At 45.9% G+C, this 18,644-nt stretch carries 15 protein-coding genes; 8 read left to right on the top strand and 7 right to left on the bottom strand.

Going from position 1 to position 18,644, the window contains the following annotated elements; translation table 11 throughout:
- The first annotated feature begins 2 nt into the window (after positions 1 to 2).
- On the top strand, positions 3 to 713 hold the full coding sequence (locus DFP76_RS03150; protein ID WP_113873209.1) for a 3'-5' exonuclease: 711 nt from the start codon (positions 3 to 5) through the stop codon (positions 711 to 713).
- 6 nt (positions 714 to 719) lie between these two features.
- Here DFP76_RS03150 and DFP76_RS03145 read toward each other — a convergent pair whose 3' ends face one another.
- The 7 genes from DFP76_RS03145 to DFP76_RS03115 all read right to left on the bottom strand — a co-directional run bounded on the left by DFP76_RS03145 (position 720) and on the right by DFP76_RS03115 (position 9,834).
- On the bottom strand, positions 720 to 1,778 hold the full coding sequence (locus DFP76_RS03145; RefSeq protein ID WP_113873208.1) for a LacI family DNA-binding transcriptional regulator: 1,059 nt from the start codon (positions 1,776 to 1,778) through the stop codon (positions 720 to 722).
- 147 nt (positions 1,779 to 1,925) lie between these two features.
- Positions 1,926 to 3,545 (bottom strand): alpha-glucosidase family protein, encoded by a 1,620-nt coding sequence (locus DFP76_RS03140; RefSeq protein ID WP_113873207.1) that lies wholly within the window; start codon positions 3,543 to 3,545, stop codon positions 1,926 to 1,928.
- Between the two features lie 72 nt (positions 3,546 to 3,617).
- Complete coding sequence (locus DFP76_RS03135) at positions 3,618 to 4,712, bottom strand: ABC transporter ATP-binding protein (protein WP_113873206.1); 1,095 nt, start codon at positions 4,710 to 4,712, stop codon at positions 3,618 to 3,620.
- 71 nt (positions 4,713 to 4,783) lie between these two features.
- Positions 4,784 to 5,926, bottom strand: coding sequence for a carbohydrate ABC transporter permease (locus DFP76_RS03130; protein WP_113873205.1), 1,143 nt, complete (start codon positions 5,924 to 5,926; stop codon positions 4,784 to 4,786).
- A 1-nt stretch (position 5,927) separates the two neighbouring features.
- Complete coding sequence (locus DFP76_RS03125; protein ID WP_113873204.1) at positions 5,928 to 6,938, bottom strand: carbohydrate ABC transporter permease; 1,011 nt, start codon at positions 6,936 to 6,938, stop codon at positions 5,928 to 5,930.
- 118 nt (positions 6,939 to 7,056) lie between these two features.
- The gene (locus DFP76_RS03120) at positions 7,057 to 8,409 is read right to left on the bottom strand and encodes an ABC transporter substrate-binding protein (RefSeq protein ID WP_113873203.1); all 1,353 of its coding nucleotides are present in this window, start codon (positions 8,407 to 8,409) and stop codon (positions 7,057 to 7,059) included.
- A gap of 453 nt (positions 8,410 to 8,862) precedes the next feature.
- Positions 8,863 to 9,834, bottom strand: a complete 972-nt coding sequence (locus DFP76_RS03115; RefSeq protein WP_113873202.1) for a carbohydrate kinase family protein — start codon at positions 9,832 to 9,834, stop codon at positions 8,863 to 8,865.
- Between the two features lie 203 nt (positions 9,835 to 10,037).
- Between DFP76_RS03115 and DFP76_RS03110 the strand changes: the two genes are divergently transcribed.
- The 7 genes from DFP76_RS03110 to ushA all read left to right on the top strand — a co-directional run bounded on the left by DFP76_RS03110 (position 10,038) and on the right by ushA (position 18,625).
- Complete coding sequence (locus DFP76_RS03110) at positions 10,038 to 10,778, top strand: response regulator (RefSeq protein ID WP_113873201.1); 741 nt, start codon at positions 10,038 to 10,040, stop codon at positions 10,776 to 10,778.
- A complete protein-coding gene (locus DFP76_RS03105) occupies positions 10,768 to 12,234 on the top strand; it encodes an ATP-binding protein (protein WP_113873200.1) in 1,467 nt (488 codons plus the stop codon). The genes DFP76_RS03110 and DFP76_RS03105 overlap by 11 nt, the downstream gene beginning before the upstream one ends.
- Positions 12,235 to 12,445: 211 nt before the next feature.
- Complete coding sequence (locus DFP76_RS03100; protein ID WP_113873199.1) at positions 12,446 to 13,693, top strand: ABC transporter substrate-binding protein; 1,248 nt, start codon at positions 12,446 to 12,448, stop codon at positions 13,691 to 13,693.
- 91 nt (positions 13,694 to 13,784) lie between these two features.
- Positions 13,785 to 14,714 carry a carbohydrate ABC transporter permease gene (locus tag DFP76_RS03095; RefSeq protein ID WP_113873198.1) on the top strand — a complete coding sequence of 310 codons (930 nt, stop codon included), beginning with the start codon at positions 13,785 to 13,787 and terminating at the stop codon, positions 14,712 to 14,714.
- Positions 14,707 to 15,591 carry a carbohydrate ABC transporter permease gene (locus DFP76_RS03090; RefSeq protein ID WP_113873197.1) on the top strand — a complete coding sequence of 295 codons (885 nt, stop codon included), beginning with the start codon at positions 14,707 to 14,709 and terminating at the stop codon, positions 15,589 to 15,591. Before DFP76_RS03095 ends, DFP76_RS03090 begins: the two co-directional genes overlap by 8 nt.
- Positions 15,592 to 15,660: 69 nt before the next feature.
- Positions 15,661 to 16,770 carry an ABC transporter ATP-binding protein gene (locus tag DFP76_RS03085; RefSeq protein ID WP_113873196.1) on the top strand — a complete coding sequence of 370 codons (1,110 nt, stop codon included), beginning with the start codon at positions 15,661 to 15,663 and terminating at the stop codon, positions 16,768 to 16,770.
- 247 nt (positions 16,771 to 17,017) lie between these two features.
- Entirely contained in the window at positions 17,018 to 18,625 is a 1,608-nt protein-coding gene (gene ushA, locus DFP76_RS03080; RefSeq protein ID WP_113873195.1) for a bifunctional UDP-sugar hydrolase/5'-nucleotidase UshA, read from the top strand.
- The last annotated feature ends 19 nt before the right edge of the window (positions 18,626 to 18,644 follow it).

The raw sequence follows: 18,644 nt of genomic DNA, 5'->3' as shown, positions 1-18,644 counted from the left end.
TTATGACTAACATTGAGTTAAATAAAGACGTTTCCTTCCAAGATTGGCAAGCTAACTTTGAACAATGGGCTGAGGAAGCACCAGAAGGCGCTTTAAAACGTTACTATCAAGCAGGGATGATCAAGAGCACAACACCACTTAAAGACACACCCTTGCTCGCACTGGATCTGGAAACCACAGGGTTAGACCCAAAAACCGATGAGATCATCAGTTTGGGGTTAATCCCCATGACCCATAATGCTATTCGTTGTCAGGGCGCACGTTATTGGATGGCCAAACCCAAGCGTGATTTACATGCCGAATCCGTTACCATTCATGAAATTACTCACGCTGAATTGGCGGAAGCGCCAAGATTGGACAGTATTTTGGATGAGATTTTGGACGCTCTAATTCAACAAGTCGTTGTCGTACATTGTGTCTCGATTGAGCGTCAGTTCTTACTAGAAGCTTCGCTTAAACGCTACGGCTACCCATTATATTTTCCCGTATTAGACACCATGGACATCGAGCGGCAGGTACAACATAAACCTTGGTGGAAACGCTTTGGCAAGCCAACATCATTACGTTTAGATGCTTGTCGACAACGCTATCATTTGCCTAGGTATAAAGCGCACCATGCTCTGACGGACGCGCTGTCATCTGCTGAGTTACTACAGGCTCAAATTGCCTATCACATGAACCTAGAGGCCGACATTAGCGATTATTGGCTTTAACAGCCCTTACAGGGCTGGACAGCTCTCGCGAATCACTAACTCGGTTTCCAGTACCACGTCTTTGGCCTCACGTAGACCTAAGAAAACTTCCGCGGCGACTCGACCTTTCTCCACGGTTTGCTGGTGAATCGTCGTAATGGATGGATGAAAATTCTCACTTTCAGCAATACCATCAAAGCCCACTACTTGTAGGTCTTCAGGCACGCGAATACCCAATTGCAATGCCGCTTGAACCGCCGCAATGGCAATGCAATCACTCATACAAAGCAATAACTTAGGACGACTGGCCATAGTAAGCGCTTCACGAGCCGCTTGATAAGCCAATTTATGATTGTTCTCAGGAATGTTCCAAATGCACTCAGATGGCACTGTAATTTGATGTTCTTTTAACGCTTCAAAATAACCATACAATCGCTGAATCGAAATAGAAGCAGCACGATCAAACAACTCGTCCTCACGAATCCGACAAACCCTGTCAGTATCCAATAGACTCAACCCCAGAATAGCCACAGTTTCAGGATTATGCTGCAAAGCATGTTTCGCAATGGTATAAGCACCACTGTGATTTTCCACGTTCACCGAGGTCGTACCGGGGATAAAACTGTCAACGGTAATGATATTTTTGTTCGGCATTAACCAAGGCGCATTAATACACTGTTGAGGTTTATGGCCGTATACAATAAAACCGTCCACCATCGAAGATTGCATGCGACTTTGAGCATCCTGTTCCACTTCATCTGAAGACAACAACAGCATGTTATATTCATTGGCCTCAAACACCTCTGCCATGCCTTTCAGGAACTGATTCGCAACCGGGTCAGTTAAGCTGTAACTCAAATCATCCGACAATACGATGCCGACAATCCCTGTACGTCCAGTTCGTAAACTTCGTGCAGCGGCATTTGGACCAAAATAGCCCATTTTTTCACATTCACTAAGAATATTTTCGCGCAAACTGGCTGACAGTTGATCGGGGCGATTAAAGGCATTGGATATGGTTGCCGTTGATACCTCTAAACGTTCTGCAACGTCTTTTAAGGTCAGCTTTTTTATACTTTTTTTCATACAAGCACTCACTAGAATTAAGAGTCTTACCCACCCAATAGTCCATTTGACACTCTGGATAAGACTCAAACATTCTATCAAGCTTTCTGAAAAGTACGAATAGCCACATTCACTTTAAGGACTTGATGCGGCTTTCGTGAATTTTTCTTAACGCAGACGCGCGTAGCAAGCTTGATAAGCAGGTAAGGTCAAAGTTTGACCCGACAACTGGCATTGGAAACCGTGACCCTCAAGAAGCTCAATGTCACCAGAACTCAAGTTGGCAACTTGCTCTTCACCTGTCATGTTCAATACCACAAGTAAAGATTCCCCTTGGTAATCACGAACAAACGCAATCAACTCACCATTAGCAACGTCGATTTGCGTTAACTCACCGTTTACCAAAGCAGGTTGCTGTTGACGCCATTTGATGAACTGACGGGTTTTATGCAATAGAGAGTTCGACTTAGCTTCTTGCTCCGCCACACTTAATGGCAGATGGTCTTTGTCCACTGGCAGCCAAGGCTCGATTGTAGAGAAACCACCCTGAGCTTTGTTTTCCCACACCATAGGCGTACGGCAACCATCACGGCCTTTAAAAACGGGCCATAGAGGAAAACCATAAGGGTCTTGGATACGATCGTAAGGCACATCCGCCTCAGGCAAACCAAGCTCTTCCCCTTGATATAGACACACGCTACCACGAATAGAGGCAATCAAGGCCGTAGTGATCAATGGGTAAGCTTCACCATCTTCATCTGCGCCCCAACGAGTACGGGCACGCACCACATCATGATTTGACACAGCCCAACATGGCCAACCATCGCCAACAATATCTTGCATGTTTTTTAGTACATCGCGGATATAAGCTGGTGAGTGTGGCTTGTTCAATAAATCAAACGTGTACGCCATGTGCAGTTTATCGCCACCTGACGTGTACTCAGCCATGCGATTTAGAGGGAAATCGTCACCGATTTCACCCACAGTCGTACTGCCTGGGAACTCGTCCATCAGAGCGCGCAACTCTTTTAAGAATGCCAAGTTTTCTGGACGGCTCAAGTCATACACATGACGCTGGTAAGTGTAAGGGTTGTCCTCTGGTGCACCTTTGGTTTTTGGCTCACCTGGCGGTACGGGTGGGTTATCTTCTAGACCTTCACTGTGGAAGTAGAAGTTTACTGTATCCAGACGGAAACCATCGACACCCAACTCTAACCAGAAACGCATGTTATCCAAATGCGCCTTGCGTACTTCTGGATTGTGGAAGTTCATGTCAGGTTGAGACTCTAGGAAGTTGTGCAAATAGTATTGCAAACGACGACTGTCCCATTTCCAAGCACTGCCACCAAAAATCGACAACCAGTTATTTGGTGGTGAACCGTCTGGCTTAGGATCGGCCCAAACGTACCAATCCGCTTTCGGGTTGGTCTTATCTTGACGGCTTTCTTCAAACCAAGGGTGCACGTCAGACGAATGGCTGATCACCTGATCAATCATGACTTTCAAACCCAGATCGTGAGCACGATTCACTAGTTTTTTGAAATCGTCCAAGCTACCAAACATAGGATCAATGTCACAGTAATCCGATACGTCGTAACCAAAATCTTTCATTGGTGAAGTAAAGATAGGCGATAACCAAATGGCATCCACACCCAACGAAGCAACATAGTCTAACTTGCTAGTGATACCCACCAAGTCGCCTACACCGTCGCCATTCGCATCCATAAAACTACGCGGGTAAATTTGATAAATAATCCCGCCTTTCCACCAGTTCAAGTTGGTTGTCATACTGACTCTCCAAAAACAAAAAATTTGGGATAAGGCAGCGCCTTATCCCAATCAACAATAAGACCTATAAAATTAACGACGATAAGACAGTTCGTTATCGTCAAATAAATGCATTTTCTCTGGTGAAGTCGACAAATGAACCTGTTCACCACGTTGGATACTCAAAGTACCCGACTCTTTCGCAATCACCATGTCTTCACAACCTGGCACCTGCACGTACAATAGGGTCGCTTCACCAAGAGATTCGATAAAAGACACTGTCCCAGACAAGATGCCTTCTTCTTCGCTCGCCACCACACTCAGATCTTCAGGACGAATACCAAAGAACGCCGCTTTGGATTGCTCGCTTGCGTCAGTGGTAATTGGCGCAGTCACTGACATTTTCGCCGACAAAGACACTTCGGTTTGCTCGCCCGTTTTTTCGATTCGACACGGCAAAATATTCATTGCCGGAGAACCGATAAATTTCGCTACAAAAACATTTGCAGGGTGTTCATAAAGCTCAAGCGGTGAGCCGACTTGCTCGATATTACCGGCTGACAACAGCACGATTCGATCTGCCAATGTCATGGCTTCTACCTGATCGTGGGTAACATAGATCATGGTGGAATCCGGCATGCTTTCTTTCAGGTTGGCAATTTCCATACGTGTTGCGACACGAAGTGCTGCATCCAAGTTAGACAAAGGTTCGTCAAACAAGAACACTTTTGGACGACGAACAATCGCACGACCAATGGCCACACGCTGACGTTGGCCACCTGATAAAGCTTTTGGCAAACGGTCAAGGTAAGGGGTCAATTGCAACATATCAGCAGCTTTACGTACTTGCTGGTCAATGTCTTCCTTGCTGGTTTTAGCAATTTGCAAGCTGAATGCCATGTTGTCATACACTGTCATGTGCGGGTACAAAGCGTAGCTCTGGAATACCATGGCAATGCCACGCAAAGCAGGTGGAATGTCGTTCACTACCTGACCGTCGATCTCCAACGTACCAGCCGAAATATCTTCCAGACCAGAGATCATGCGCAATAGGGTAGACTTACCACAGCCTGATGGACCAACAAACACAATGAACTCACCTTGCTTGATGTCCAAGTTGATGTCTTTTAGGACTTCAACTTTATTTGAATAAATTTTCTTTACATGGGTTAACTTAACATCAGCCATGATTTAAATGCCTCAATCTAAATGCTTACCTTGAGTGGGGAGCTTGGCTCAACCCACTCGCCTAGGTGGTTTTATTTCACAGAGCCTGCCAGCAAACCGCGCACTAAATAGCGCTGTAAGCTAAAGAAGACCAATAACGGAATAATAATGGTGATAAAGGCAGACGCCGTCAGAATCTCCCAGTTACCGCCACGAGAACCCAAGAGCTCACGTAACTGCCCAGTCAGTACCAAATGCTCCTGATTATTGCCCAAGAACACCATGGCAATGAGCAAATCATTCCATACCCAAAGGAATTGGAAGATGGCAAAAGACGCCAACGCAGGGAAAGACAAAGGCAAAATGATTTTGCGGAAAATATCAAAGTCAGAGGCCCCATCGACACGTGCCGATTCAATAATTTCGCCCGGCAAACCCGAGATGTAATTACGCAGTAGATAAATCGCCAGCGGTAAGCCAAATCCTGTATGTGCAAGCCAAATCCCCACATAGGTTTTTGAACCTACCCCAAAAAATTCGCCAATCAAGTTGTAACTCTTAAGCAACGGAATCAATGACATCTGTAACGGCACAACCAGTAAACCTACGACGCCAGCAATCAGCAAGGCACGTCCAGGAAAACGCATCCACGCCAAGGCATAAGCCGCAAACGCCGCCACCAAAATAGGAATAATGGTCGCTGGAATGGTCACCGTCAGAGAGTTAATGAAAGATTGGCCTAGACCTTCCGCACTCAACACTTCGCGATAGTTATCTAAAGTGAAACGCGGTGGGATTTCGGCGGTGTAGAAAATTCGCTGGCCACGAGAGCCTTTCCATTCAGTCGGTGAAGACAAAACATAATCGCCATTTGCATTGACCTGCAAAGTGCGGCCTTTTTTCATCTCGGCTACGTCACCAGCCGCATAAGCTTCAGGCTTTAGTGAGCTAAAACCAAATCGCGCGATCTCACCGTTACCACCTTCCAACAAGTTACCGCGAATCTCAAAGCGATCACCTTGTTGTACTTGTGATTTAGGCTCATAAGCCCTTGCCACAAGACGTTGTTCAGAGGTTGATAAGGCCGTCCACCAGCCAGATACCGAAAGTTGATCCTTATCGCGAATCGATGAAATAAACAAACCTGCTGTTGGGATGGTCCACAGCACCACCAAAAACAACACAGTGGCATGTACTAAAAAAGTCAGCGGCGTACGCTTTGAAGAGGCAACCATATTAACGTCCCTCCATTTCTGCGTTTGCACGCTTAATGTTCCAAATCATGATAGGAATTACCAACACCATAATAACAATTGCAACAACCGCGCCACGGCCGAAATCGCCGCCGCCACGGAACATCCAATCAAACATCTGATTGGCTAATACTTGTGTATCCCACTGACCATTCGTCATAGCCAACACGATATCGAATACTTTTAGTACCAGAATGGTAATGGTTGTCCAAACCACGGCAATGGTTCCCCAAATCTGCGGCACCATGATTTTGAAGAAAATTTGCAAGCCGTTGGCACCGTCCAATACCGCTGCTTCAATGGTTTCATCAGGAATACCACGTAACGCAGCAGACAAGATGACCATAGCAAAACCGGTTTGAATCCAAACGAGGATGATCATTAAGAAAAAGTTGTTCCAGAAAGGAATGGTGATCCAGTTTTGCGGCTCACCACCAAAAAACACCACAATGGCATTTAATAAACCAATCTGCGCATCATCACCGCTGCGGAAATCGTAAATAAATTTCCAGATCACCGAAGCACCAATGAAAGAAATGGCCATCGGCATAAAGATCAGACTTTTGGCGATATTGCCCCACCAAATTCGGTCGGTCATAGTGGCGATAATCAAACCAAAAAAGGTCGCCGCCGTCGGCACAACAATCAACCACAACATGTTATTGCGGAACGACTCAAAGAACTCATCACTGCCAAACAACCAAACGTAATTGGAAAGGCCAACGAACTCATCGCCCGTTCGGTCAAAGAAAGACAGACGGAAAGAATCGATCACAGGATAGAATAAATAAAAGGTTAGCAGTAGAACAGCAGGGCCTAAAAACAACCAAGGGCGAACCATATTCGCAGTACGCAAATTTCGCGCAATCTGCTCATAAGGTCGGTCTTTAGTCGGAAATAGTTTATCTAATAAAAAATTAGATCCGTAAAAATAGGCAGCGCATCCCAATACACCCATTATCATAATCGCTAGTGCAGAAGCGAGCTGGGCCATAACATCTCCAAGGTACATTTACGATGAACAGGACTCACGTCCTTCATCTTTTATCTGGCAAATAAATTACAAAAAGCCCCCAAGCAAACAAGATTACTTGGGGGCTTAACAAAAGGGATTACTTCAACGCATCCCAGGTTTTCTGAATGTCTTTCGCAACTTCTTCAGCCTCTTTACCGCCAGTGTAGTCGACCATGCCAGTCCAGAAAGAACCCGCACCGATCTTACCTGGCATCAAATCAGAGCCATCAAAACGGAAAGTGGTAGCGTAACGCAAAATTTCACCCTGCTTACGCGCCGCGTCGCTTGAGTACAGCTCTGGGTTAGCACCCAAGTGAGCCGACAAGAAACCGGTTTGTGCCATCCACAACTCGTGAGCAATAGGCGAACGGATGAAATCAATAAACGCACGAGCACCTTTAGAGTCATTGGTAATACTCACCAAAGTACCGGCACCCAATACTGGATTACCTAGGCCTTTCGACTCATAAGATGGGAAGTAAAAGAAGTCAGCATCCAAACCAAGCTCTGTTCCTTCTGGGAAGAACGCTGGAATGAAAGACGCTTGACGGTGCATGTAACATTTTGGCGGCGACTGGAACAAGCCTTTTGGGCTGTCACGGAAGTCAGTCGAAGACACCGCACCGGCACCACCATCAACGTATTCATCATTGCGCGCGAACCAACCAAACTCTTCGATGGCACCCACAATACGTGGATCATCAAATTTCACCTCATTGGTAACCCATTGATCATACACAGACGCTGGTTGAGTACGAAGTAACAAATCTTCTACCCAGTCTGTTGCTGGCCAACCTGTCGCCGCACCAGAACCCAGACCAATACACCAAGGCGTACCACCGTCAGCGACGATTTCTTTGGTCAGTGCTTTTAATTCTTCCATGGTTTCTGGGATGTCATAACCCGCGTCAGCGAAGTTATCAGGCGAATACCAAACCAAAGATTTTAAATCCGCACGGTAGAAAACACCGTAGAATTCATCTTTGCCTTGACCATTTTCAAAGGTCGCCAAATCAACCCAAGATTGACCCGCAGCGTAATCTTTCGCTACGGCCTCTTTAACGTTATCGTTTAGTGGCGTCAGAAAGCCTTTCGCCGCTAAATCAGCCGCTAAACCTGGCTGAGGAAAGACGGAAACGTTTGGTGCACTGCCCGCTTGAGCATCAATAACAATCTGCTGCTCGAAAGAGTCGGAACCCGCGTAACTTACTTTAGCGCCTGTTGCTTCTTCAAAATACGCAATTACGCGATCGAAGTTGGCTTTCTCATCGCCCATCCAAGGACCGAATACAGAAATGGTTTCACCGGACAAATCTGTCGATTTCAACGCTTCGTAATTTTCCCAATGGAAACGAGAGTCTTCGCCAGGCTTGAAAACAAGATCGGCTGCAGATGCAGAGGTCGCGGAAAGAGTCATGGCAACTGCCATAGACAGAATGGATTTTTTCATCATTGCTCCTTACAGACTCGCTAAGGAAACCCTAAGCTTGCCTTTGTTTGTTATTATCATGAGTCGAAACAAGGTTCTCACTTCTTCTATAAGGATTAAGAAGGTTTTTGATTATTAACAATCAAAGCCCCAGCTTCAAGCTTCCGATATCCTTAATATTATCTTAATTCTATTTTCAATTTAGTATGTTTTGGTAAAAAAGCGAGCAATATTTCATTTCACTTTTTGTACAAAAATACAACAGAGTGGTTTTTTTGGGGAGATTTTAGACACTCAACGTCCTGTAAAATCGAATAAGTGGTCATTTTTTCTAACATTTCTTGGTTTTAGTACGCTGTCCAACAGGCACAAAAAAAGCGTGGCCAAGCCACGCTCTTAATAGAATTCTGAACACACTGAATTTATTCTTAACCGTTTAACTCAAAAACCGAATTGCACGGTCAAACAGCGGCATTAGAACTGCTTCAGTTGCGCTTCCGCTTGCGCCAAGTTGGGCAACGATGGGTACGCACCCAACTTCGTCACAGAATCCGCACCACAGGCTGCCGCAAAACGGATCACGTTATGCAGGTCTTGTTGCGACAAATTCGCCAAAGCTTGACGATCACCACCCTGCTCAGCCAATTGGTACAACAAGCCGCCAACAAATGCATCACCCGCCGCCGTCGTGTCTTTCACCTCCACTTTAGGCGTGGTGACTGTGCCTTCTGCTTGACCTTTAGTGTAGAAGCGAATTGGGTTGCCACCATCTGTTAATACAAATAAGGTGACTCCAGCGTTTAAAGACTCATCAATTAACGCAAAAGGATCTTCAGCCATAACCGCCAGTTCTTCCAAACTGGCTTTGACGACATCCGCCGACTGCATCCAATCAATCACTCGTTGCGTATCAACCTGACCATTCGGCCATAAGTTAGTACGCAAATTCACATCGATGCTGACAATCCAATTAGCCTGTTTCGCCATCTTGATACCAGCCAAGGTAGCTTTAGTAATATCAGCATCAGTTAAGGTGTTCGAACAGGTATGGAATACCCCTTTAGCATCGGCAAACCAACTCGCATCAAAGTCTTTCTCACGGAACAAGATGTCCGCTGACGGGCTGCGATAGAATTCAAAACTGCGCTCCCCAGTGTCATCCAAACTCACAAAGGCTAAAGCGGTTTTCGCTTCTTGAGTCATCAGCATTTTACTGGTTTCAACACCATAATCTTCTAGTGACGCTTTTAAAAAGTGACCGAAGGCGTCATCACCAACTTGACCAACAAAGTGACTGTTACCGCCTAAACGCGCGACAGCAACCGCCACATTGGCCGGAGCGCCGCCCGGAAATTTGGTGAAAGACTCTAATTCACCGGCTTTAGTTGCACCATTAGATAGGAAGTCAATCAGGGCTTCACCGAACGCCATCACTTTTGTTGTCATTGTCTTTATCTCTTAAATTTCATAAACAAGGGTAAGATTAGTCGAAAAATTATGCAGGTGGGAAGAAATTAAATCAATTTAATTTATTTAAATTCCAGAACGGCAAACCCTCTTTAGCCAATTGGTTCAATGGTACTTTCTTGCTAGACTCGAAGCCGATAACAATTACAATTTAACTTGTCCGCGAGTAACTGAGCAAAAGTATGACCAAAGCCAAACATATCTATGTGGTAGACGATGATGACGAGATTCGCACCCTGCTCAAATCCTATTTAGAAAAGCATCAGTTTACGGTTTTCACCGCCGAGTCGGGGGAAGCCTTTTTGGCGGACTTTGATCCGAACCAACACATAGACCTGGTCATTTTAGACATCATGTTACCTGGCCAGGACGGCTTTTCTGTCTGTCGCGGACTACGAGAGCAATCACAAGTCCCTGTGATTATGTTGACGGCCAATTCCGATGAAATGGACCGTATTATTGGTCTCGAAATTGGTGCGGACGATTATCTGGCTAAACCTTTTAATCCTCGTGAGCTACTGGCGAGAATGAAAGCCATTTTACGTCGCATGGAGCAAATCGAAGTCAGTGAACACCATCATGCGAACGAAGCGCATCGCTTTTATCATTTCGCCGATTTCACCCTCGACACTTTATCTCGCGAGCTTCATTACGCTGATGAAAAAGAATCCCTCTCAGGGGCCGACTACAACCTACTTATGTTGTTTTTGAAAAACCCAGGCGAAGTACTTACCCGAGAGCACATTGCCGAAAATACTCGCGGACGAGACAGTACGCCTCTTGATCGTTTTATCGATGTGCATGTTAGTCGCTTACGTCATAGACTAAGGGAAGACGCTCGTCACCCACAATTAATCAAAACCGTTCGCGGCCAGGGCTATATATTAACCGCTTCGGTCAACGCCCTCGATCATGTCAACTAACGCCTCTCCTCTCTTGTCCAAACGACTAAAGCGCTGGTCTCAGTCTTTAACAGGACAGATCCTTATCATCATGGCGTTAGGGGTGGCGAGCGCGCAATTTATTAGCTCGACTTTCTGGCTACGACAGTTGGAATCAGATACCGAACAAAACGTACGCGAAGTCTCTAAACATATGGCGTTTCGTATTGCAGCGACAGTCAGCTATTTCACCTCATTGCCAACCAACTATCGCCACATTGTCATAGACCAATTACAAGACATGGGCGGCACCCGCTTTTTTGTTACTCTCAACAAAGAAGAGATCCTTATCAACCCTTTGGAACCGTCTCCGTTAAAAGACGTTGTAAAACAGGAAGTGAATGACACTCTGGTGAAGCAACTTGGTATTCATAACGCCAAAATCGCTTTTTCTAGCCCCAGTGACTTACATGTCATCAATAACCAGACCCGTTTGATGGACTTGCCGGAGCGTTGGGGACATCATAGTTTGCTTGTGAAACCACTCACTCCACCGATTATTGTGATTCAGATCCCCATTAACGAGAAAGATTGGCTCTATCTTGCCAGCTTAATGCCTGACCCTTACTTTTTAGATGACACCACAGCAGTCAGTGGTGACCGACTCTTTTCCATGGCCATGTCGGTTATTACCGTGCTGTTATTGAGCATTGTTATTCTAAGACGTGTGACCAGACCCTTGGCGACACTGGCCAGAGCGGCAGAACGTTTCGGGCAAGGTGATTGGCGCCCGATGAAAGAAAATGGCAGCGTCGAAGTCCGAAATACCGCCAAAGCCTTTAATGATATGCAACGTCGAATTCAACGTTATTTAAATGACAGAGAAAGGCTGTTCGCTGCCATTTCCCACGATTTAAAAACCCCTATTACTCGATTACGATTACGGGCAGAAATGCTCGACGAAGATGACATTCGCGATGCCATGATCCGTGACCTAGAAGATTTGGACATGCTGGTAAAAGGCGCATTACAAAGCGTAAAAGAGACAGATATTCATGAAAATCGTGTCGAAGTCGACATTAGCCGCATGCTCAAAGACATGCAGGTAACGGCCAATTTACACAGCATTAAAATCATTCTCAAAGGAGAATTAAAACACCCTTATATTGGCAAACCTTTGGCCATTAAACGTTGCTTAGGCAACTTGGTCGATAACGCTTTGTACTATGGTAAACGTGCCACCATTCACATAGAAGACGATGAAGAAGGCGTTTGCATTCGTATTTGCGACCAAGGCCCAGGCATTCCAATCGACAAAATCGACAAGGTCTTTCAACCCTATACTCGTCTTATTGATGAACACAATGGCCACCCCACCGGTATGGGCTTAGGCTTGAGTATTGCGCGAAATATCGCACGCGCTCACGGCGGTGAAGTCACCTTGAGCAACCAACCAGTGCAAGGTTTAGAAGCCAAAGTTTGGCTGCCTCGCCACTAGAAAATCATAGTTAATCCTCAGTCTTGCAAGACTTTGTTACATTAGGTTGCTCTACTTTACCCCTTCCCTTGACTTACTTTGCTAAATTCACTAACTCGTATAAAGGCTTAAGCTGACTTTCAGTAAACTTGTACGAAATAAGAATAATCAAACATAGTCAAAGCCAACGCGCATTTGACAAGATGAAATAACAATAACAAAGGTTTCTATCATGAAAAAAATTGCCTTAGGATTAACATCTGTTGCACTTTCATTAGCGGCGGCACAAAGCCAAGCTGGTGAAGTGGAAGTTCTTCACTGGTGGACATCAGGCGGTGAAGCCGCAGCCATCAACGTTCTTAAAGACGAAATGGTTGACGCTGGTCACACTTGGAAAGACTTTGCAGTCGCAGGTGGTGGCGGTGAGTCGGCCATGACAGTTCTAAAATCTCGCGCCATTGCTGGCAACCCACCTTCTGCCGCTCAAATCAAAGGCCCTACTATTCAAGAATGGGGCGATCTAGGTTTCCTAACCAACCTTGACGATGTTGCTGAAGCAGGCGATTGGGATGTCATCCTGCCTGGTGTTGTCAGCGAAGTCATGAAGTACGATGGTCACTACGTTGCCGCACCAGTAAACGTTCACCGTGTAAACTGGATGTGGGCGAACCCTGAAGTATTCCGTAAAGCCGGCGCTTCTATCCCAACTACTTGGGATCAATTCATCACTGAAGCGAAAAAAATCAAAGCCGCTGGTTTCACACCATTAGCTCACGGTGGTCAAGCTTGGCAAGACGCGACTTTGTTCGAAGCCATTGCACTGTCTAAAGGCTCTAAGTTCTACAACAGCGCGTTCATTGGTCTATCTGACAAAACCCTACGCAGCCAAGACATGATCGACGTATTCAGCACATTCAAACAAATGCGTGAATTCGTTGACACAGGTTTCTCTGGTCGCGACTGGAACATCGCTACGTCTATGGTGATCAATGGTGAAGCAGCAATGCAAATCATGGGTGACTGGGCCAAAGGTGAATTCACTGCGGCGGGCAAAAAAGCCGGTATCGACTATGTTTGCTACCCTGCACCAGGTACAAGCGATGCGTTCACCTTCAACATCGACTCTCTAGCGATGTTTAAAGTTGACGGTAAAGAACAGCAAGTCGCACAAAAAGACCTTGCTCGTTTGATTCTTGAGCCTAAGTTCCAAGAAACCTTTAACTTGAACAAGGGTTCTATCCCAACACGCTTGAACATGCCTCGTGATAAGTTTGATACTTGCGCGCACTCTGCAATGGATTCTTTCCTAGCCAGTTCAACAACAGGCAACCTTGTACCAAGTATGGCGCATGGCATGGCAGTAAACTCTATGGTTCAGGGCGCTATCTTTGACGTCGTGACTAACTTCTTCAACGATGACTCTATGACATCTGAAGAAGCCGTAGACAAGCTAGCTCGTGCAATCAAAGCCAGCATGTAAGCACCTATTCGCAAGCCTGTCTTGCAATAAGTAAACGAGGCTGGCCCTCAAGCCAGCCTCTTCGTTTCTTCTCTGTAGTGAAGCATCAATTATGAATACAAAAGCTGCCAATTCTGGGTCCCAAAAGACTCAGTCAGGACGTCCTGCACGCCTTAGCTTGGCTGATTGGATGCCAAAAATTGTTATGGCACCAACCGTAGTCGTGACACTAGTGTGCATTTACGGCTATATGATTTGGACAGCCGTTCTGTCTTTTACCAACTCTCGTATGTTACCCAGCTATAAATTTGTTGGCGTGGATCAATATGAGCGTTTATTCAACAACGACCGCTGGATCGTTGCACTGACCAACCTGGGTATTTTTGGCGGACTTTTCATCCTGATCTGCCTGTTCCTTGGTGTGGTATTAGCGATTTTCTTAGATCAAAAGATTCGTGCCGAAGGGGCGATTCGTACCATCTACCTATACCCTATGGCGATTTCATTCATCGTCACAGGTACCGCTTGGAAGTGGTTGCTTAACCCAACCAACGGTTTTGAAAAACTCATGGTCGACTTAGGCTTTGAGAACTTTAAATTCGACTGGCTAATCAACCCAGACATGGTGGTTTACTGTTTGGTTATTGCCGCCGTATGGCAAGCGTCAGGCTTTGTAATGGCCTTATTCCTAGCCGGTTTACGTGGCGTGGATGGCGATTTAATTAAAGCTGCACACCTAGACGGAGCCAGCACCTTTACCACATACCGTCGTATTATTTTGCCGTCATTGAAGCCTGTTTTCTTCAGTGCCATGGTGATCTTGTCTCACATTGCTATCAAGAGTTTCGACTTGGTTGCCGCTTTAACCAACGGTGGTCCGGGCTATTCTTCAGACCTACCGGCTAACTTCATGTACGCCCACACCTTTACCCGTAGCCAAATTGGTCTAGGTTCGGCCTCTGCCATGGTAATGCTCGGCTGTGTATTAGCCATTTTGATTCCATACCTGTACTCAGAATTACGAGGTGAACGCCATGAGTAAAGCATCTATTGGCCGCCAAACTACCTGGGTAGAAAAGGCGCTGCGTGTTGCCCTGTATACGGTTCTACTGATCATGGCAGCGGTTTATCTAATGCCATTCTTGGTGATGTTATTAACCTCACTTAAAGACGTGGAAGAGATTCGTACTGGCACCTTGTTGTCTTTACCAAGCACTTTAGATTTAAGCGCTTGGAGCAAAGCATGGGGCGAAGCCTGCACCGGCAATAACTGTGGCGGGATTTCACCTTACTTTTTAAACTCTTTCCAAATCGTTATTCCAGCGGTATTAATTTCAACCTTACTGGGTGCCATCAATGGTTATGTTATTTCCTTATGGAAGTTCCGAGGCAGTGATTTATTCTTCGCTGCACTGTTGGTCGGTTGTTTCATTCCTTTCCAAGTAATCCTACTGCCGATGGCTCGTACTCTTGGTTGGTTAGGCATTGCCAATACCACCACAGGTTTGGTGTTCGTTCACGTGGTTTACGGTGTCGCCTTCACGACCTTGTTCTTCCGTAACTTCTACCAAGCGATTCCAGGCGAATTGGTGAAAGCAGCCCGTCTTGATGGCGCAGGCTTCTTTACTATTTTCTACCGCATCATCTTGCCATTATCGACCCCCATCATTGTGGTAACTGTCATTTGGCAGTTCACACAAATTTGGAACGACTTCCTGTTTGGCGTGGCTTTCTCTGGCTTTGATACTCAACCGGTAACCGTGGCCTTGAACAACCTAGTCAATACCAGTTTCGGTGGTAAAGAATATAACGTGGACATGGCCGCCGCCATTATCGCAGCCCTACCAACTCTGGCTGTGTACGTGCTAGCAGGCAAATACTTCGTCCGTGGTTTAACAGCCGGTGCAGTAAAAGGCTAAGCCTATACCGTTCCGCACTTCCTAAGCGCAACAAACCGCTTAGGGAATACAAAATTTTGGAGTAATAACATGGCAAACTTAGTCATTGATAATGTTAAAAAGCGCTACGGCACGACGGAAGTATTGAAAGGCATCAATATCGCCATCGAAGCCGGTGAGTTTCTGATCCTAGTTGGACCATCGGGCTGTGGTAAATCGACGCTGATGAACTCCATTGCTGGTCTAGAAGACGTATCGGAAGGTCGTATTTTAATCGCCGACAACGACGTTACCTACACCAGTCCGAAAGATCGTGACATCGCCATGGTGTTCCAATCCTACGCTTTGTACCCAAATATGACCGTTGCACAAAACATTTCCTTCGGTTTGGAAATGCGCAAAGTGCCAAAAGAAGAGCGCGAAGTAGAAGTACAACGAGTGGCAGAACTACTACAGATCAGCCATCTGTTAAACCGTAAGCCAGCGCAACTATCTGGTGGTCAGCGTCAACGTGTTGCCATGGGTCGCGCGTTAGCACGTCGTCCTCAGCTTTACTTGTTTGATGAGCCGTTATCCAACTTGGACGCTAAGCTACGTGTGGAAATGCGTACGGAAATTAAAAAGCTGCACCAAAAACTGGGCACCACCATTGTTTACGTAACTCACGATCAGATCGAAGCCATGACTTTGGCTGACCGTATTGCGGTCATGAAAGACGGTGAAGTACAACAATTGGGCACACCACAGGAAATCTACGACAACCCAGCGAACCTATTTGTTGCCGGTTTCATGGGCTCTCCAGCGATGAACTTCATTCCTGCTAAAGTGGTTTCTCAAGATGGCAATCCTATGTTGGAATTGGCAACCAATTCAACAGTAACCTTGCCGTTCCCGAAACCTGAAGCCCTAGCAAATCACATTGGCCAAACCGTATTACTGGGTTTGCGTCCTGAAATGATTACCGAGCCTCAGCCTCACAAAGTGGGTCAAGACTTCGTTACAACCACAGACATTAAGGTAGAAGTCACCGAGCCTATGGGTGCTGACACCATGATCATCACACGCGTCAACGACGCTGAAATCAACTGCCGCTCTAACCCTGCTTATCCTGCAGCACCAGGATCGGTAATCGAAATGATGTTTGACACCTCTAAAGCCGTGGTCTTTGATCAAGCCTCAGGTCAACGTCTAGACATATAATATTGCGTCATTAACGATACAATATTTAACGTTTAAGCCCATACAGAACCGCAACGTTTTGTATGGGCTTTTTTACATTCATGATTAAATTTTGCACAAATGGTCAGTTTTTTTCCTTAATCCCTCGAACTTGTCACAAATATGAGATACATTTCTGTAATAATTGATCAGAAGTGCTATTACAAAAATGCACTCGATTAATATGTTTGTTCAACCAATCCAAGTATCACATTCAAGGAATCACAGCATGAAATCAACGAAGCGTTTTGTTACGCATATTGCGGTCTCCAGTGTTGTACTAGCCATTGCAGGCTGTTCAATGATGGGCCCAACACAACCCGATTGGCAGGAAGATAAAGAATATCGAGTGACCATTTTGCACACCAATGACCATCACGGTCGTTTCTGGCAAAGTAGCCGTGGCGAATACGGTATGGCTGCTCGTAAAACTCTGATCGATAACATTCGTGAAGAAGTGGCACTGGACGATGGCAATTCTCTATTGTTATCTGGCGGTGACATTAATACTGGTGTTCCTGAGTCTGACCTACAAGACGCTGAGCCAGATTTCCGCGGCATGAACATGCTGAAGTACGATGCTATGGCATTGGGTAACCACGAATTTGATAACCCACTTTCCGTACTGAAGCAACAACAAGAATGGGCTGGTTTCCCATTCCTATCGGCGAACATCACAGACGCTGAAACCGGTGAGCCTTTATTCGACGCTTACAAAATTTTCCAAGTAAATGACCTAAAAGTAGCGGTAATGGGTCTCACCACAGACGACACCGTTAAACTGGGTAATCCTGAGTACCTAGAAGGCATCAAGATCGAATCACCTATCAAAGTGGCTGCAAAATTGGTTCCTGAACTGCGCAAAAAAGCCGACATCGTCATTGCAGTGACGCACATGGGTCACTACAACAATGGTAACTACGGTGGCAACGCACCAGGTGATGTGACACTTGCTCGTACCGTACCAGGCATTGACGTGGTTGTGGGTGGTCACTCTCAAAACCCACTGTTCGAACCAGATGAGCAAAACGGCACATTGATCCTACAAGCCCACGAATGGGGTAAATACGTTGGCCGTCTAGACTTTGTCTTCAAAAACGGTGACATCGTATGGTCTGAATACCGCCTAATCCCAGTTAACTTGAAGAAAAAAGTGAAAAACGCGGAAGGTAAAACAGAACGCGTCTTCATCGAAGAAGAAATTGCTCAAGACCCAGAAATGCTAGCCATGTTGACGCCTTTCCAAGAAAAAGGTCAGGAAGAGCTAAACGTTGAGATTGGCTTCTCTAATGGTGATTTCATCGGTGAACGTGGCGTAGTTCGTAACCAAGAAACCAACCTAGGTAACTTGATTTCACGCGCCATGAAAGAAAAAGTGAACGCTGATATTGGTATCATGAACTCTGGTGGTATCCGTGATGACATGGAAGCTGGCGTGATTACTTACAAGAGCGTCCTAAAAGTACAGCCTTTCGGTAACGCTGTTTCTTATGTTGACCTTACCGCAGCCGAATTGACTGACTACTTATCTGCTGTTGCAAGCAAACAAGCTGGTACAGGTGCTTTCGGTCAATTTGACGGTGTTGCACTGACATTGAAAGACGGTAAAGCGACTAACATCATGGTGAACGGTCAGCCATTAGACTCTGCTAAGAGCTACCGTATCGCGATCAACAGCTATGTTGCGACAGGCGGCGACGGTTACCCTAAAGTCATCGACCACGCTAACTACGTGAACTCAGGTTACGTTGACGCGGATGTCTTAGTGGAATACGTGCAAAACAACACGCCTCTTGATGTTGCAGACTTCGCACCAAACGGTGCGGTTAAGCGCTAATCCAATCAATAACATGTTA

The organism is Marinomonas aquiplantarum (assembly GCF_003314975.1).
In the GTDB taxonomy this organism is placed as follows: Bacteria; Pseudomonadota; Gammaproteobacteria; order Pseudomonadales; family Marinomonadaceae; genus Marinomonas; species Marinomonas aquiplantarum.
This window is presented reverse-complemented; position numbering and strand designations above follow the sequence as displayed.

Excerpts from the sequence above, each read along its gene's own strand:
- DFP76_RS03150 (WP_113873209.1), top strand. The coding sequence starts at position 3 with ATGACTAACATTGAGTTAAATAAAGACGTTTCCTTCCAAGATTGGCAA.
- DFP76_RS03120 (WP_113873203.1), bottom strand. The coding sequence starts at position 8,409 with ATGAAAAAATCCATTCTGTCTATGGCAGTTGCCATGACTCTTTCCGCG.
- DFP76_RS03110 (WP_113873201.1), top strand. The coding sequence starts at position 10,038 with ATGACCAAAGCCAAACATATCTATGTGGTAGACGATGATGACGAGATT.
- DFP76_RS03115 (WP_113873202.1), bottom strand. The coding sequence starts at position 9,834 with ATGACAACAAAAGTGATGGCGTTCGGTGAAGCCCTGATTGACTTCCTA.
- DFP76_RS03105 (WP_113873200.1), top strand. The coding sequence starts at position 10,768 with ATGTCAACTAACGCCTCTCCTCTCTTGTCCAAACGACTAAAGCGCTGG.
- DFP76_RS03140 (WP_113873207.1), bottom strand. The coding sequence starts at position 3,545 with ATGACAACCAACTTGAACTGGTGGAAAGGCGGGATTATTTATCAAATT.
- DFP76_RS03100 (WP_113873199.1), top strand. The coding sequence starts at position 12,446 with ATGAAAAAAATTGCCTTAGGATTAACATCTGTTGCACTTTCATTAGCG.
- ushA (WP_113873195.1), top strand. The coding sequence starts at position 17,018 with ATGAAATCAACGAAGCGTTTTGTTACGCATATTGCGGTCTCCAGTGTT.
- DFP76_RS03145 (WP_113873208.1), bottom strand. The coding sequence starts at position 1,778 with ATGAAAAAAAGTATAAAAAAGCTGACCTTAAAAGACGTTGCAGAACGT.
- DFP76_RS03085 (WP_113873196.1), top strand. The coding sequence starts at position 15,661 with ATGGCAAACTTAGTCATTGATAATGTTAAAAAGCGCTACGGCACGACG.
- DFP76_RS03090 (WP_113873197.1), top strand. The coding sequence starts at position 14,707 with ATGAGTAAAGCATCTATTGGCCGCCAAACTACCTGGGTAGAAAAGGCG.
- DFP76_RS03135 (WP_113873206.1), bottom strand. The coding sequence starts at position 4,712 with ATGGCTGATGTTAAGTTAACCCATGTAAAGAAAATTTATTCAAATAAA.
- DFP76_RS03125 (WP_113873204.1), bottom strand. The coding sequence starts at position 6,938 with ATGGCCCAGCTCGCTTCTGCACTAGCGATTATGATAATGGGTGTATTG.
- DFP76_RS03130 (WP_113873205.1), bottom strand. The coding sequence starts at position 5,926 with ATGGTTGCCTCTTCAAAGCGTACGCCGCTGACTTTTTTAGTACATGCC.
- DFP76_RS03095 (WP_113873198.1), top strand. The coding sequence starts at position 13,785 with ATGAATACAAAAGCTGCCAATTCTGGGTCCCAAAAGACTCAGTCAGGA.